Annotated in this window: 14 protein-coding genes; 12 read left to right on the top strand and 2 right to left on the bottom strand. The window is 60.8% G+C overall.

From position 1 onward, the window contains the following. Positions 1-42: 42 nt before the first annotated feature. Complete coding sequence (locus F3J24_RS20555) at positions 43-1,014, bottom strand: AraC family transcriptional regulator (protein ID WP_167010205.1); 972 nt, start codon at positions 1,012-1,014, stop codon at positions 43-45. A gap of 143 nt (positions 1,015-1,157) precedes the next feature. On the opposite strand from F3J24_RS20555, the gene F3J24_RS20550 reads away from it, so the two are divergent. Next, positions 1,158-2,330, top strand: coding sequence for an FAD-dependent monooxygenase (locus tag F3J24_RS20550; protein ID WP_167010203.1), 1,173 nt, complete (start codon positions 1,158-1,160; stop codon positions 2,328-2,330). Positions 2,331-2,752: 422 nt separating this feature from the next. On the opposite strand, the gene F3J24_RS20545 is transcribed toward F3J24_RS20550, so the two are convergent. After that, positions 2,753-3,277 (bottom strand): MarR family winged helix-turn-helix transcriptional regulator, encoded by a 525-nt coding sequence (locus F3J24_RS20545; RefSeq protein ID WP_167010201.1) that lies wholly within the window; start codon positions 3,275-3,277, stop codon positions 2,753-2,755. A 178-nt stretch (positions 3,278-3,455) separates the two neighbouring features. Between F3J24_RS20545 and F3J24_RS20540 the strand changes: the two genes are divergently transcribed. The 11 genes from F3J24_RS20540 (at position 3,456) to F3J24_RS20490 (ending at position 16,187) form a co-directional block, all read left to right on the top strand. Then, positions 3,456-4,439, top strand: a complete 984-nt coding sequence (locus tag F3J24_RS20540) for a tripartite tricarboxylate transporter substrate binding protein (RefSeq protein WP_167010199.1) — start codon at positions 3,456-3,458, stop codon at positions 4,437-4,439. Between the two features lie 115 nt (positions 4,440-4,554). Then, a complete protein-coding gene (locus F3J24_RS20535) occupies positions 4,555-6,861 on the top strand; it encodes a xanthine dehydrogenase family protein molybdopterin-binding subunit (RefSeq protein WP_167010197.1) in 2,307 nt (768 codons plus the stop codon). Then, positions 6,854-7,735, top strand: coding sequence for a xanthine dehydrogenase family protein subunit M (locus F3J24_RS20530; RefSeq protein ID WP_167010195.1), 882 nt, complete (start codon positions 6,854-6,856; stop codon positions 7,733-7,735). Before F3J24_RS20535 ends, F3J24_RS20530 begins: the two co-directional genes overlap by 8 nt. After that, on the top strand, positions 7,732-8,211 hold the full coding sequence (locus F3J24_RS20525; protein ID WP_167010193.1) for a (2Fe-2S)-binding protein: 480 nt from the start codon (positions 7,732-7,734) through the stop codon (positions 8,209-8,211). Before F3J24_RS20530 ends, F3J24_RS20525 begins: the two co-directional genes overlap by 4 nt. After that, entirely contained in the window at positions 8,201-9,004 is an 804-nt protein-coding gene (locus tag F3J24_RS20520) for a CoxG family protein (RefSeq protein ID WP_167010191.1), read from the top strand. The genes F3J24_RS20525 and F3J24_RS20520 overlap by 11 nt, the downstream gene beginning before the upstream one ends. Before the next feature lie 104 nt (positions 9,005-9,108). Continuing rightward, on the top strand, positions 9,109-10,203 hold the full coding sequence (locus tag F3J24_RS20515; protein WP_167010189.1) for a porin: 1,095 nt from the start codon (positions 9,109-9,111) through the stop codon (positions 10,201-10,203). Positions 10,204-10,800: 597 nt separating this feature from the next. Further along, the gene (locus tag F3J24_RS20510) at positions 10,801-12,033 is read left to right on the top strand and encodes a SpoIIE family protein phosphatase (protein WP_167010187.1); all 1,233 of its coding nucleotides are present in this window, start codon (positions 10,801-10,803) and stop codon (positions 12,031-12,033) included. Positions 12,034-12,048: 15 nt separating this feature from the next. Continuing rightward, complete coding sequence (locus F3J24_RS20505; protein WP_167010185.1) at positions 12,049-12,615, top strand: SiaB family protein kinase; 567 nt, start codon at positions 12,049-12,051, stop codon at positions 12,613-12,615. 34 nt (positions 12,616-12,649) lie between these two features. Then, positions 12,650-13,039, top strand: a complete 390-nt coding sequence (locus tag F3J24_RS20500; protein WP_034369559.1) for a DUF1987 domain-containing protein — start codon at positions 12,650-12,652, stop codon at positions 13,037-13,039. Then, positions 13,040-13,801, top strand: a complete 762-nt coding sequence (locus F3J24_RS20495) for a GGDEF domain-containing protein (protein ID WP_167010183.1) — start codon at positions 13,040-13,042, stop codon at positions 13,799-13,801. It abuts the gene before it with no gap. Between the two features lie 148 nt (positions 13,802-13,949). Continuing rightward, on the top strand, positions 13,950-16,187 hold the full coding sequence (locus tag F3J24_RS20490; protein WP_167010482.1) for a bifunctional diguanylate cyclase/phosphodiesterase: 2,238 nt from the start codon (positions 13,950-13,952) through the stop codon (positions 16,185-16,187). Positions 16,188-16,235 lie beyond the last annotated feature (48 nt).

Below are 16,235 nucleotides of genomic sequence, written 5' to 3'. Positions count from 1 at the left end.
GCTTGAGCCAGCGATTGCCGGCCCGGCAGGGACGGCACAGCCTTATTTCAGCGCCGCAAACTCCTTTCGGAGCGCCTGGTTTTTGCGCTGGTAGGCGCGTGGCGGCAGGCCGCACCAGCGCTTGAAGGCGCGGGCAAAAACGCGCTCCGATTCGTAGCCGCAATTTTCGGCGACCTGTACCAGGGGCAGGCCCGATTCCAGCTGCTGGGCGGCATGGGCCATGCGCTGCTGCAGCAGATAAGCCATGGGCGATGCGCCGACCAGGGCCTTGAATTTTTCGGCAAAGCGCGAGCGCGACATGGCGGCTTCCCTGGCCAGGGTCTGCAGGGTCCAATCATGGCTGGGGTTGCCGTGGATGCCGGCCAGGGCAGTGGCAATCTGCGCATCGGCCAGGCCGCGCACCCAGCCCTGTTCACGCTCTTGCTGAGCGGCAAAATAGTTGCTCAGTACATGGACCATGGCCAGTTCGCCAAGGCGCATTGCCGCCAGACGCCAGCCGGGGCGCCGTTCCAGCGAGTCCTCTATCAGTGTCTGCAGCACCTGTCCCAGAATGGCCGGCGGAGTGGCTTGCTGTGCCGGTATGTGCAGCAGCGGTGGCAGCAGGGGCAGGATGGTGTGGCGACAGTGGGCCGATATCCATAGCAGCACCGAGTCGATGCGGGTCTGGGCCCCGCTTCCGCCATGCTCGAAGGTGAGGGGGTTCTCGTCCTTGGGACCCTGGGCAAAGCGCTCGATCATCTGGGCGAACGAAATCGGTGGGAGTGCCAGATCCGAGGCCATCACATGCGGGCTGCCCAGCGGCAGCAGCACCAGGTCGCCCGGCATGACCTGAACCGGAGCCTGGCCTCGTACCTGCAGCCAGTATGGCTGCCCCTGGCCGATGCGGATCATGGTGCCAGGCACTCCTTCGGAGGCCAGCGCCCAGGGGGCGTTCAGGAAAAAGCGCGCCGTTACCGCACGCTCTGCCCGACAGATGGCCAGTACATCGCTTAGATGGTCGTTGCTTTGCTTCATGGAGGATTTGGGACGATTTGTGCCATTTTAAGGATGTACTGCGCTTCACGCCGCCGCAGCTCTTGCCGACACTGGCTGGCACCGGGATCAGGATGCCTGCATGGACCGACCCGAGAAACCCATACCCATATCAAGGAGCAAGCATGAGCAAGACAGGACTGAAGATAGGCATTGTGGGAGGCGGCATCGGCGGCCTGGCCGCCGCCAACGCGCTGCACAACTGCGGACACCAGGTGACGGTGTTCGAGCAAAGCCGGCAATATCTGCGCGTGGGGGCCGACATCAATCTGACGCCCAATGCCGTGCGCGCTCTCGATGGTCTGGGTGCCGGCATCGCGGCCGCCACCCGTGCCTCGGCGGCCCGTCCCACGCACCGCATCAGCCGCAACTGGGACAGCGGCGAGGAAACCTCGCGACTGACGATGGGTAATGAAGCCGAGCGCCAGTACGGCGCGCCGCAGCTCACCATTCATCGCGCCGATCTGTTGGCGGCATTGGCCGATGCCTTTCCCGGCGAGCAGGTGAAGTTCGGAAGACGCGTCAGCCGGATTGCCCAGGACGATGCCGGCGTTGCCGTGGAATTTGCCGACGGCACGCAGGTTGAGGGACTGGATGCGCTGATCGGCTCGGACGGAATTCATTCGGTGGTGCGTTCCGCCCTGTTCGGCGCCGAGAATCCGCGCTTTACCGGTGTGGTGGCGTTCCGCACCGTGGTGCCCACCGAGCGCGTACGCGATGTTCCCGATATCGGGGCCTTCACCAAATGGTGGGGGCCGACTGCGGAGAGTCAGATCGTGACCTTTCCGCTCAACCAGGGGCGCGACACCTTTATCTTCGCCACCACGGCACAGGAATCCTGGCACGAGGAGTCATGGACCACCGAAGGCAGCGTGAGTGAGTTGCGCGGCTTTTATGCGGGCTTTCACCCTCATGCGCGAGCCTTGCTGGACGCCTGCGACAGTGTGCTCAAGACCGCTTTGTACGAGCGCGATCCGCTTGCGCAATGGTCGCAGGGCCGGGTGTCGCTGCTCGGCGATGCCAGTCATCCCATGATGCCGTTCATGGCCCAGGGCGCCGGCATGGCGATTGAAGACGCCGTGGTGCTGGCGCGCAATCTCGATGCAGCGCAGGACGCCGGCGGCGTGCCGCAAGCCCTGCAGAACTACGAAGCCATGCGCAAGCAGCGCACCAGCCAGATCCAGATCGGCTCGCGCGGCAACAACTGGCTGCGGGCCGGCGGCAATGCCGACTGGGTCTACGGCTATGACGCCTGGCAGGTGGCCTTGCCGTCCGAGACTCCGGCCTGCACGGTCTGAGGGGCCGCCGCCCCCGGCAGCCGTCCTAGCTGATGGCGTGCTGCTCAGAGGCCTGCAAGCTGCGCTGCGGCCAGATCTGGTCAAAGGCGCTGGACGGCCGCGTGGCGCTGCGCGATGTCTTGCTGCGGTCTGGGCTAAGCCTGCCTGGAATTTCAGGATTTGCCTAGCGCTGACTTTTTGTGCAAGAGGCCGGGGCGAGGATGTGCGCTCTGGCTTGGACGGCCTTGCGGCGAGCGAGGGCCGGCGGTTTCTGATACAGCCCGGGAAGCTGCGGATTCGGACCCTATTGCCCAGAAATACGTGTCACTGGCGCTTCTCTGACGCTGGGCCGCCCTATGCGGCCAGGTCTGCTGGCCCCGACGCTTGCGTGTGCATGTATTGCAGCAACTGCTCGGTGCTTGCCTGACACGCTACATCCCGCCTTACTCCAGACCCGTTTCGTCTTCGGCGGACCCGGTGGCTGCTTGTTCGCAATGTGCACGCAGGCGCATCAAGGCCCGGTACATGGCGTTGCGCTCATCTTCGGGCAAGGCCCGAATCGCGGCAGCCTGGCTGGCACGCGCCAGGGGCATGACCTGTGCATGCAGGGCCTCGCCCTGTTCTGTGATCCGGCAAAAAATCTTCTTGCGCGGCGTATTGCCTTCACCCTGCAGATCCACCAGACCTTTGGCTTGCAGCCGCTTGAGAGCGCGGCTCACCAGGGCCTTGTCCGAAGTGGACTGTATGACCAGATCCGAGAAGGCCAGCCGCCTGGCGTGGGCAATCAGGGCCAGCAAGCGCCACTCCGAGACCGTCAGATCGTGCTTCTCGGCATAGGGCACGGTAATCGTGCGCCGCAGAGCATTTCCCACCTGGCTCATCAAGGTGGTGATGAAGTCATCCACCGTCAATCCGTCGCCTTGCGCATTGAGCTGCGACCAGGGCGTTTCGCATGTTTTCTTGTTCATGTGCCATTGTTTCATTTGAATTTGCAAATTCAGATGTCAATAGTGAAAACGGCAATTTGATCGATCAACTATAAGCGTATAACTCCGTCTCTTGTTTCTCTTGAGATTCAATGTTTCATTAATGAATCAATTGAGATGAGGCACCAGATTTATACCCACGGCCCAAGGAGAGGCGACCATGTCAGTTGATAGACGCCAGTTTTGCTTTACCGCGCTTGCCTGCGGCACGCTGCTTGCGCAGCCAGTGCTTGCTGAAGAGACTTATCCGAGCAAGCCCATCACGGTGATCGTGTCTTACCCGCCGGGCGGAGATACCGACGCAATCGCCCGCCTCTTTGCCGACAAGCTCAGCCACAGGCTCAAACAGACCGTGCTGATCGACAACCGCCCGGGTGCTGGCGGCGCGATAGGCAACGGCATGGTGGGGCGTGCACGTGCCGATGGCTACACCTTGCTGTTCACTCCCAACCCCTTCACCACCGCTCCCCTGGTCATGAAGCTGTCAGGCGCTGCAGCCTACGACGTGCTCAAGGGCTACGAAGCCATCATCAACACCGCCACCCAGCCCCTGGTGCTGGTCACAAGCCCCAAGCTCGGTGTCAGGAATCTGCCCGAGTTGATTACCAGGGCCAAGAGCGGCGCCACCGTCTCCTATGCCAGCCCCGGTGCCGGCTCGCCCATGCACATCGCCGGCGAGTGGCTGAACAAGGCCGCTGGCGTCAAGCTGTCCCATGTTCCATACCGCGGCGTCGGGCCCTCGGTGACCGATGTCGTGGCCGGCCATGTCGATACTGCCTGGGTCACTTTCGGGCCTGTGCGCCAGTATCTGGACTCCGGCAAGCTGGTGGCGCTGGCCATCGGCGATACCAAGCGCTCATCGCTTGCACCTGCCGTTCCGACATTGACAGAGCTGGGCTACAAGGATGTGGTGGTCAGCGCCTGGAACGGCTTCTTCGCGCCGAAGAAGACGCCGGCAGCGGTGATCAATCTGCTCAACGAGCACCTCAATGCCATTTTGCGAGAGCCCGAAGTCGTGGAAAAGCTCGCGGTCTTCGGTGCCCTGCCTGCGGGTGGATCGCCCAAGGTGCTCAGCGATCTCAATCAACGCGAGTACATGGTGATGGGCCAGGCCATCAAGGAACTCGGCATCGTGGCCGAGTGAAACCGATGAATCGCGCAGGCCCAGGCCCGGGCGATTCGAACTGACCTCTATATGACTGACGTGGCACAAGCCCGGGGTCTGCAGCGACCCGGGCCTTCTGCTGCGAGGCACGGATATGACATCTGCTCTTTCATCTCGATCCACGCTGGGCATGGACACTCCGCAGGTAACGGCTAAGGCCAAGGTGCTTGGCCGGGCCGTCTACGCCGGGGATCTCAAGCTTGCCGGCATGTTGCATGGCAAGGTTCTGCGCAGCCCTTACCCGCATGCGCGCATCGTTCGCATAGACACTGCAGAGGCGCGCGCGCTGCCTGGCGTCAAGGCGGTTCTGACTGGCGAGGATGCTCCCGCCACTCTCTGGGGGGCGCATCACAAGGAGCGCGCCGTCCTGGCCAAGGGTGTGGTGCGTTATTGCGGCGAGGAAGTGGCCGCCGTGGCTGCCGTGTCCGACGAGATCGCACGCGATGCGCTGGATCTGATCCGGGTCGAGTACGAAGAGCTGCCCGCCATTCTCACGCCCGAGGAGGCCATGGACGAGGAGGCCTTCGGAATCCACCCGGGACGCAACAATGTGGCCCAGCATATCCAGTTTGAGCGCGGAGATGTGGATGCAGGCTTTGCCGCTGCGGATCTGATTCACGAAGCTACCTACACCACGCATTCGCAATATCCCGGCTATATGGAGCCCATGGCCACGGTGGCCTCGCTGGACCCCGATGGTCGTCTAGTGCTCTACACATCGACCCAGGCCGTGAATCTGGTGCGCATGCAGGTTGCGATGACCCTGGGTCTGCCGATCTCCCGCGTGCGCGTGATCCAGGCCGCTACCGGAGGCGGCTTCGGCGGCAAGATCGTCGAGGATGACAACCAGTTGCTGGCCGGCCTGCTGGCCCTGCATACCCGACGCCCGGTGCGGCTGGTCAACAACCGGCTGGAGGACTTCCAGGCAGCATGTGCCAGCGTGCCCGAGCGCATCACGCTCAAGCTGGGTATGCAGGCGGACGGCCGCATAGTCGCCAAGCAGGTGGGCATTGTTGCCGAATGTGGTGCATATGCCGGTCTTGCCGGTGATGTGATGCATGTCAGTGCCATGCGCAGCGACAACATGCATCGCAATCCCAATGTGCGCTCCGAAGCCACGCTGTACTACACCAACAATCCGCCACGCGGTGCCTTCCGCGGCTTTGGTGGAACCCAGATGCAGTTCGCGCTCAACAGCCATATTCACACCATGGCGGAGAAGCTCGGACTAGACCCGGTGCAGGTGCACAAGATCAATGCGCTCAAGGCCGGAGAAATTTCGATCCACGGCTGGCATATCGGCAGCATCGGACTGCTGGAGTGCATAGACCAGGCCACCGAGGCCATAGGTTGGGCAAGCAAACGTCAACGCGTCAAGGCCAATGGCATCAAGCGCCGCGGCGTGGGTATGGCCGCAGCCATGCATGTGAGCGGCAACCGCACCATAGGCAACTGGGACGGATCGACGCTGGTCATCAAGATCAACGAAGACGGTCGCGTCTTTCTCATCAGCGGTGAATGCGACATGGGCCAGGGGGCGAGCACCATGCTCAGCCAGATCGTGGCCCATGAGCTGGACCTGCCTCTGGCCGATATTCATGTGCTTGCGCCCGATACCGATGTCTCTCCGGTGGCAGTGGGCACTCTGGCTTCACGCGTCACCATGTCGGGCGGCAACGCGGCCATCATCGCTGCGCGCAAGGCGCGCCAGGAGTTGCTGAGCCTGGCTGCCGAGCGCCTGGGTGTGCCGCCCGATGCGCTGACGCTGGAGGGCGGGGCGGTCTACGTGAGCGCGGAGCCGGAACGCCGCAGCACCGTGGCCGAGCTGGCACGCCAGCATATCTGGCGCCATGGTGGCGGTGGCATCCAGGTCACCGGGACCTGGGACCCCAAGACCGTCATGCATGACGACAAGCTCTACGGCAATATCGCCGCAGCCTACTCCTACGCAGCCCAGGCCGTCGAAGTCGAAGTCGATATCGAGACCGGCCAGGTCAGTGTCATCGACAGCTATGTTGCCGACGACTGCGGCAAGGCGCTCAACCCGATTGCGATCCATGGCCAGACCAATGGCGCCACCGTTCAGGCCATAGGCTGGACGCTGTATGAGCAACTGCACTACGAGGGCGGACGCCTGGCGAACGGCAATTTTGCGGACTACAACATGGCCACTGCCGATGCGGTTCCCATGCTGCGCGGCGGCTTTGTGGAATCCAACGATCCCAACGGTCCCTATGGCGCCAAGGGGGCCAGCGAGACCGCCATCTTGCCAGGCGCACCAGCCATCGCCAACGCCGTCTATGACGCGATAGGCGTGCGCATCACCGATCTGCCCATCACCCCGGAAAAAGTGCTGGCTGCATGGCGCGACAAGCAGCAGCAAGGAGCAAGCCATGCGTGAATTTGATTTTGCGGAGCCCCGCTCGGTAGCGGAGGCCAGCCAGATGCTGGCCGATTACGGTGACGATGCACGCATCATCGCGGGCGGATCGGCCTTGATGCTGGCCATGCGCCAACGCATGCTTGCACCCACGCACTTGATCTCGGTGGCAAGGCTGCCCCGCCTGCATGGTATCGATTTCGATCCGCGCCAAGGTCTGCGTATCGGGGCCATGAGTCGCCATATCGATGTGGCTCGCTCCGAGCTCGTGAAAGCGCATGCACCGGTGCTGGCCCGGATGGCCGCTCAGGTGGCCAATCCCCAAGTGCGCAACCAGGGAACGATTGGCGGCAATCTCTGCTACGCCGACCCCTCCACGGACCCGCCCGGCTGCCTCATGGCCCTCGATGCCTCGGTCGTTCTGGGCAGCACACGCGGAGAGCGTGTGCTGTCGATGGATGAGTTCCTGATCGACTACTACACCACGGCCATGGAGAGTGATGAGCTGCTGCTGGAAATCCGGGTGCCGCTGCAGGCGCCCGGCACCCAGGGGGAATACACGCGCTTTCTGCGCACGGCGGCAGAACACCGGCCTCTGGTCAGCGTGGCACTGGTTGTGCAAAGGGAAGGGCAGATATGCCATCAGGCACGTCTGGCCGTGGGCGCATCCACACCCATTCCCACCAGGCTGCGCCGCGCCGAGGACTGCTTGCGTGGCAAGACCGTGAATGCGCAGCTTGCTGCGCAGGTCGCCGCCATCGTGGCCGAGGACATCCAGCCGGTATCCGATCTGCGGGGCAGCAGCGAGTTCCGTCGCGCCATGGTCCGCACGGTGACCCGCCGCACGGTGTCCACGCTGTTCGGAATCGATATCAATGAAGGAGTTGCCGCATGAGCACGCATCGCATCGAATGCCAGGTCAACGGCGAATCGCACAGCGCCGAAGTCGCATCACGGCGGCTGTTATCGGATTTCCTGCGGGACGACCTGCATCTGACCGGCACCAAGCGGGGTTGCGAGACCGGAACCTGCGGCGCCTGCTCGGTGCTGCTGGACGGAGAGGTCATCAAATCCTGTCTGATGCTGGCCGTGCAGGTTCAGGGGCGCAGCATCACCACCATTGAAGGACTAGCCGCCAACGACCAGCTGCACCCCCTGCAGAAGAACTTCATGCAGTGCGGCGGCCTGCAATGCGGCTACTGCACGCCGGGTTTCATCATGGCCTCCTGCGACCTGCTCAAGAACACGCCCCAGCCCAGCTGCGAGGAAGTGCGCCACGGCCTCAGCGGCAATCTCTGCCGCTGCACCGGCTACACCCAAATCGTCGAGTCCGTGCTGCATGCAGCACAGGAGATGCATCATGGAAATTGAAAAAACCCTGACCGTTTCAGCCCCTCCACAGCAGGTCTGGGATCTGCTCCTCAATCCTCGGATCATGGCCGGCGCCGTGCCCGGGATGAAGTCCATCGAGGTCATCAGCCCCACGGAATACGTGGCCGAGATGCACCAGAAGATTTCCTTCATCAGCGCCAAGTTCAAGCTCAAGACCAGGATTGTCGAGCAGAAGGCCCCGGAATACATGCGCGTCGAAGGCACGGGCGAGGATGCGTCGGTGGCCAGTTCGCTCAAGCAGACCAGCGAAGTGTTTCTGACGCCTGCGACCAACGGCGGCACGGAGTTGCGCATCAAGGTCAATGTGGACGTGCTGGGGCGACTCGGGGCTTTCGGCCTGTCGGTCATGAAGACCAAGGCTGATCGCTTGTGGGAGGAGTTCGGCAGCAATCTGGCGGCGCGCATAGAGGCCGGTGGCCTGGCTCTCGATGCGCCCGGTGCAGCTTCGCTGGCGCCGGTTGCGCCGTCGGTGGCCAGGCAATCCGTCCTCCGGCCCGAAGTGGCTCCTGTTCCTGCACCCGATCCTGCACCAGCGCCGGCTCCCAGCGCGGTTCCGCGAGACACCATGGATGCTGCCATCACGGCCAGCACCGAGGACGCAAGCCCTGATGCCGGCTGGTGGGCGCGCATCTTCGGCACTGCCCGCAACACGCGCCACTCCGGCCAGTTCATACGCGTAGAGGTGCGTCAGCTGGAAAAGACGATCTGTGTCGAGTGGCCTGTCGCGGCTGCGTCCGAATGCCGGGAGTGGCTCAGGTCGCTGCAGAAATAAACGCGTTTCCCCATAGACCCGAAAGGAGGTTCAGGACCCAAAAGACCAATCGCATCAAGCCACGCATGCAAATAACTAAACGAAATTGGAAACTGGAGACATTCATGCTGAAAAAAATAGCAGGCGCGGTTGCGCTACTAGGGGTGGGAGGTTTTGCCCATGCACAATCGTCGGTGCAGATCTACGGCATCATGGACACGTCTGTCGAGACCATGAACCATGTGGGCGCGAGCAGTTCTACCTTGACGCGCATGCCCAATCTCTCGGGCAGCGTTCCTTCGCGCCTGGGATTTCGCGGCCGCGAGGATCTGGGCGGCGGCCTGAGCGCATCCTTCACGCTGGAGATGGGCATAGGCCCAGACAGCGGTGCGCTCAACCAGGGCGGACGCGGTTTCGGCCGCCAATCGTTCGTCAGCCTGAACGGGCCCTGGGGCTCGCTGGGCCTGGGCCGCCAGTACACCATGCTGTTCTGGTCCGTGCTCGATGCCGATGTGATCGGTCCAAGCCTGCACAGCATGGCCAGCCTGGATAGCTACTTCCCCAATGCACGGGCCGACAATGCGATTTCCTACAAAGGCACGTTCTCGGGCCTGACCATTGGCGCGACCTATAGCTTTGGGCGCGATGCCGTCAATGCCGGCCCCAGTCCTTCAGGCACCAACTGCGCAGGTGAGAGCAGCACGGACTCCAAGACCTGCCGCGAGTGGTCGGCCATGCTCAAGTACGACAGCGCGACATGGGGTGCAGCATTCGCCCATGATGAGCTGCGTGGCGGCCCCGGCGCTTTCGCTGGACTGAGCAGCAGCGGCAAGGCCGACAAGCGCACCATGCTCAACGGCTATGTGAAGCTTGGCGGTGCCAGAGTTGGCGCCGGCTATATGCGCCGCAAGAACGACGGCTATATCGCCTCACCGCGTAATGACCTGTGGTTTGTCGGCGTGAGCTACCCCATGGGTCCCTGGACGCTGGATGCTCAGTACAACCAGCTCAAGTACAAGGACAACGCGGACAAGGGTCAGCTGATGGTGCTGCGTGGCACTTACAACCTCTCCAAGCGCACGGCAGTCTATGCCTCGCTGGGCTATATGAAGAACAGCGGCAATGCGGCTTTTGGAGCCAGCAGCGCTCAGGCTGGAGGAACGCCAATGCCGGGCGTGAATCAGATGGGCTTTGGCGCGGGCTTGCGCCATACGTTCTGACTTCAGAACTAAACAGGCGAGTGCGGGAAGCCTGGTGGCCTGCACTCGCTTTCTTGAGAAGCTGCAGCAGCCTGACACATTGATGCTAGGCGGTGTCTGCTTCGTGGTACCCAGTGTGGCATCGATGTAGAACAGTGCAGTGTCCTCACCTCCTTGAAGCCACTGCCGATGCAGTTCATCGTCTGCAGCAGCTTGTCCAGTAAGCGCCAAGGCTGAATGGGCTAGCCAAACGCTCGCACAAAGTCTGGAATGCCAAGCCCGGGGTATAGCGGCAGGCATCGAGCGTCCACACAACGGCAACGATGACGATGTCGCCCAGTAAAGGGTTTAGGGGAACGGAAGTCGCATGGCGCCGATTCCAGTCACAAACAGAATGCTTCGATGCAGCGTTCAAGGCTGGAATCTCTTTTGATCACGTATGCACTCAACCTGCGCTTCAAAGCGTCTTTGCTGAAACTTCACACAGGCTGCAGGAGGCCGTTTCCTTCCTGTGAACTGTTGAATGTGTCAGTGAAATGGCTTCACCATTGCTTTGTCATGAAATCGCCACATAGCGTGCGTAACATTTACTCACAATGATTCCTTTGGCGACGCTGCATGCCTGAAATCCCCGAGTATCTGAGCGACTTCCGGCCACGCTTTCGCCCACCGAGTGCTGCCGATCTCTGCACCGAGGTCCCGTGCATGACAACCGATGACACGAATGAGAAAGTCATGGAGGTTTTCAGCCGCTACCGTGACCTCGTCAGCCTTCCCGTTGTTGAGGGTAAGCAGCCCATCGGGCTCATCAACCGCAACATCTTCCTGTCGCAGATGAGCAAGCAGTTCCGCATGGAACTCTATGGTCGCAAGAGCTGTATCGCATTCATGGACAAAGAGCCGCTGATCGTGGATGCAGCTTTGGACATCGAGGCGCTGACTTTCAAAACCGTGGAGTACGGCGAAAAAGCGCTGTCCGACGGCTTCATCATCACCCGAGATGGCGTGTTTGCCGGAACGGGCAATGGGCTTCAGCTCATGCGGGTGGTGGCGGATATGCAGGCTTCGCGCAATCGCCAGATCATGCATAGCATTGAATATGCCAGCGTGATTCAGCAGTCGACACTTCGCAGCTCCCTGGATGCGCTCGCCAGAGCCTGTCCCGAAGCCCATCTGGTGTGGGAGCCTCGTGACATTGTTGGTGGCGATTTCTACCAGTTCAGCACCAACTCCGATGGCTGGTTTGCGACCGTGGCCGATTGCACGGGGCATGGGGTGCCAGGTGCTTTCATGACCTTGATTGCGTCGACCAGCCTCAACCAGGCGATAGAGCAGAACGGGTCCCGCGACCCGGCCAGTCTGCTGGGCCATGTCAATCGCAGCATCAAGCAGATGCTGGGTCAGGTCGACGGTCAGGACGCGACACCGGGCTCGGACGACGGCATGGATGCGGCCTGCTTCTGGTTTGAGCCCGCAAGCGGGCGCTTGACCTTCGCGGGCGCACGGCTGTCCATGTTCCTGCTGCGTCCTGATGCGGACACCGTTGAGATGCTGGAGGGGCAGCGCAAGGGAGTCGGCTATGTCGACAGCGAAATCGATTTTGCCTGGCTTAACCAGGAAGTGAGCCTTCCAAGCGGCACGCTTGTCTTTGTCAGCACCGATGGACTGATTGACCAGATTGGCGGTCCACGCGGTATCGCTCTTGGCAAGCGCCGGGTGCGGGAATCACTGCTCGAGCATCGGCAGAAGTCTCCTTCAGAGGTCAATATGGCCTTGCTCGAATTTCTGCGCGTCTGGCAAGGTGAACACCACCGCCGCGACGATCTGACTTTTTTCTGTTTTCGTACCTAGTCTCAAGGCCCATATATGCCTTCCCCCATGATTGCCGAGAAGTACGGATCCTTCTTCAATTTGGCGCGCCAGCACCAGGTCATTTTTTACTACGTCGGGTATTTCTCGCAGCACATCGTTGCGGCCATGGCCGATGCAGTGAAGTTGCAGCTTGAAGTTGCCGGGGTTGCCGCTCCAACCCGACGCAAGCTGTTTTCCTCATTCGTGGAGATGGCGCAGAACATCATTCACTACTCAGCGGATTCGCTGACTCCCTCCAGTCTGAATGACGGGGAGCTACGTCATGGCTCGGTTTGCATCCGTCGAGAGGAGGACGGCAGTTTTTTGCTGCTTTGCGCCAATCCCATCGAGCCAGTAATGGCCGAAGCGCTTCGGGTGAAACTGAATGCACTGCGGAGCATGACGCTTGAAGAGATCAAGCAAGCCTATCGACAGACACTTCGCGAGGAGACGCCTGAGGGGAGCAAGGGTGCGGGCATGGGTTTCTTGACCGTTGCCCGGGATGCCAGAGAGCCGTTGGAGTTCGACTTCGACGCGGAGTCTGGCGACTCGCCTGTTTTCTACCTTAAAGCGGCCATTTAGGCACGGCGAGACCGTCAACGAATAAAGAAAACTGATGGAAAACCTCTACATTGCCCCAACGCCCAGCTCTCCCGAGGTGGATTTCATTTTTGATGCGCATACCTTGAGCATGCGCGGCGAGTCCTATCCGGAAAATGCTGCAGCTTTCTACAGCGACATCATTTCTCGGCTCAAGGACTACCTGTCCGCACAGATAGAGACAAAGATCGAAGTGAATATTGCGCTGGCGTATTTCAACAGCTCCAGCACCAAAATGCTCTTCAATCTGATAGAGGCTTTGAGCAACTGCGCAGAGGCCGGTAATCATGTGGTGCTCAACTGGTATCACGATGAAGAAGACGACACGATTCTTGAGTTCGGGCAGGAGCTGAGCGAGGACTTTCCTGCTCTCGAGTTTGTCGCCCATCCAGTTGGAGCAACCTGAATGGACAGCGCTGGCACTTCAGCGGCGCCAGATCTGTTTGAAGCAGAGAATCAGGCTCTGTTGACTGCGCGAGCGGCACATGCCGGCTGCGCCTGCACAGCGCCAGCTCAATGCAAACAGGCTTTGGGTGAGCTGCTTCTTGCATACGAAAGGCTGTTGCGAGAAACGCGCCGGCTGGTGCGCCGCAGCGATCGCGCGGAACTGGAGATGAATCAGTTGAATTCCCGGCTTCAGGATCTGGCGGCAGAGCTTGAACATCGGGCTACTCATGACACGTTGACGGGTGTCCTGAACCGAGCTGCCGTCATCGAGCTGGTGAACCAGTATTTTGTGCATGATGATCTTTCACTGATCGTGCTGGATATCGATCACTTCAAAAGAATCAACGACAGTTTTGGCCATCCCACGGGTGACAGGGTCATCCTCGGCGTTGTTGCTTGTCTTCAGGCCGTGGTGCCTTCCTCCGCGCAGATCGGCCGGGTCGGCGGTGAGGAGTTCACTGTGGTGTTACCTCGTCAGAGCGCGGACGTTTCCGAAAGACTTGCACAGGATCTCAGGCGCGCAATTGAAATCTGCGATTTCGATCTGCCCGATGGAAGTGGTGTCACTGCCAGTTTTGGCGTGAGTTGGGCGCCTCCGGGCGGCGATTTCGACAGCGCGTATGGCTTCGCCGACGAAGCGCTTTACGTCGCAAAGCGAGGCGGACGCAACCAAGTCTGCCTCTCGTCGTGTTTTTTGCAGTCTCTTGAGCATGAGACCTGAGCCAGCTCCAAGGGGAGATCACTCGCGCCTGGTCTCCGCCGATGCAATGCCAAGCGCAGACCCGACCTTTGGTCCCAGGTGGCGCATCCTCATTGTGAGCGAAGACCCCGAGGTGCACGCGGCAAGCCGTGCCTCCTTGCATGCGCAGATGCTGTTCGAGCGCCCGCTGATGTTTTTGAATGCGTTTTCTGGCGACGAGGCAAGACAGCTGCTTCTGAGCGAAACCGACCTGGCCGTGGTCATACTCGATCTTGCGATGGAGCGGGCTGGCGTGAGACTCGATCTGGTGAAGTTCATACGCCATGCAGCGGCCCTGCGCAATACCCGCATCATTCTCCTTTCCGGCCAACCGGGGCAGGAGCCCGGGCTCGATGCACTGATTGAAAATGACATCAGCGACTACAGAACTAGAGCGGAACTGACTGCGGATCGTTTGCACGTCATCGTTGCCACGGCAGTTCGCTCCTACAAGCAACTGTGCGCGGCGGACACAAGCCGAGGCGGCCTGGAGCATGTTCTGCGATCCAGTGCATCTCTGCTGGAGATCAAGGATTGCTACGAATTCGCATCCGGCGTACTGACACAGCTGGCAGCTTTGCTGAAGGTTGCGCAAGTAGGTGTGGTGTGTGCCCAGGAGGTGGCCAATCCCGACGGCTGCTACTTCGTGCAGGCGGCAACGGGCCGATTCTCCGAGCTGATCGGGCGTCCTCTGGAGTTGTTGCCACAGACCGCGGAGCTGGGCTTGCTAAGAAAGGCCGTTGAAGGCCGCTGCAATGTCTATGGCGAGACTGGCGGGCTGGCACTGCATATCGGCCACGACGATGGACAGAACTTTGTGGTGTTCATCGATGTGCCTAGGCACCATGCCGTGCTGCATCCGCAACTGCTGGATGTCTTCTGTGCCAACCTGAGTACATTGCTGCATAACCGCGGTTTGCTCGGGCGCCTGAAAGAGAGTGCCTATCATGATCCTCTGGTGAATCTTCCCAATCGCGCCCATTTCGTCGAGGCAGTTGATGAATGCGCAAGGCAGGGCCTGCACGACTGCATTCTGGCGCTGATCGACATTGACGATTTCAGTGCCACGAACGACCTGATGGGGCATCTGTTCGGGGACCGTCTTCTGGAACGCGTTGCCCGCTGTCTCGAAGATGTGCTGCCAGGCGATGTGCTGTTGGCCAGGTTGGGCGCGGACACTTTTGGGGTATTGGGGGGCGTTGAACAGGTGCAGCCCAGGCGTTTGCTGGAGTGCGTGCGCCAACCACTGAGTATCGATGGCGTCCCTTACAAGGTCTCCCTCACCTGTGGCTATGTGCTCTTGCCTCAAGAGTTTCGAGCAGGGGCGGACTTGGTCAAGGATGCCACGATTGCACTCAAGCGTGCGAAGCGAGATCATCGCGGCCAGGAGTTGCAGTACTCCGATCAGATGGGAGCCGAGGCACGATCCAGGGCATTGCTTCTGTCCGAGCTCAGAGAGGCGATCGAGAACCAGGAACTGTTTCTGGTATATCAGCCTCAACTCAACTTGGTGACGCGCAGCGTCGTCGGAGTTGAGGCGCTTCTGCGATGGCGCACGGAGGATGGTCGATTCGTGCCTCCGGACAAGTTCATCCCCGTTGCCGAGCACTCGGGTCTCATTGTGGCCCTTGGCCAATGGGTGCTCATGGCCGCATGTGCAACGATGCGCGAATTGCTGGATGCGGGTGTCGCGCCTCAGCGCATCGCAGTCAATGTCTCGACGGTGCAACTGCAGGACCCGGGATTCCTCGAGACCGTCTGTGCTGCGCTTGCCGGCAGCGGATTGCGAGGAGATCATCTTGAGTTGGAGATCACTGAATCCGTGGCGGCGCTTCCCACTGATTTGCTGAAATCAACGCTGTCGGCGCTGAGGGCAGAGGGCGTCTCCATCGCCATCGATGATTTCGGCACCGGCTACTCTTCGCTGAGCTATCTGGAGCAGCTTCCTCTGGACCGGATCAAGGTAGACCGATCCTTTGTGTGTCAGCTTGGTGAACCGGATGGCGCACGGATAGCGGAAATGGTCGTTCAGCTGGGTCGCAAGCTTGGGCTGGGCGTGCTCGCCGAAGGAATCGAGGACGCCACTGTGTGCCGGGCGTTGCTCGCCATGGATTGCTATGAAGGACAGGGCTATCACATCGCGAGGCCCATGGACAAGAGCGTTCTCCTGGCATGGCTTCAGGCGCATTGCCTCAATGCAGACTCAGAAAGTCGCACCCAGCTGATGGTGCCACCGGTCGAACTCTCTTTTGATTCACGGGGTGCTGCCGCGTTCGGTGCGGAACAATCAGCAGCGGCTGTCCTCCCTGCAGTAAGCAGCTCCTCAAGACATGGTGTGCGAGACAGGGACTGGCATACATGCGCTTGACCTTGGCGCTTTCTTTCTGCTTGTGCCCTGGTGCACAGGCATTCCGGG

This window comes from Comamonas sp. Tr-654 (assembly GCF_011752915.1).
In the GTDB taxonomy this organism is placed as follows: domain Bacteria; phylum Pseudomonadota; class Gammaproteobacteria; order Burkholderiales; family Burkholderiaceae_C; genus Comamonas.
This window is presented reverse-complemented; position numbering and strand designations above follow the sequence as displayed.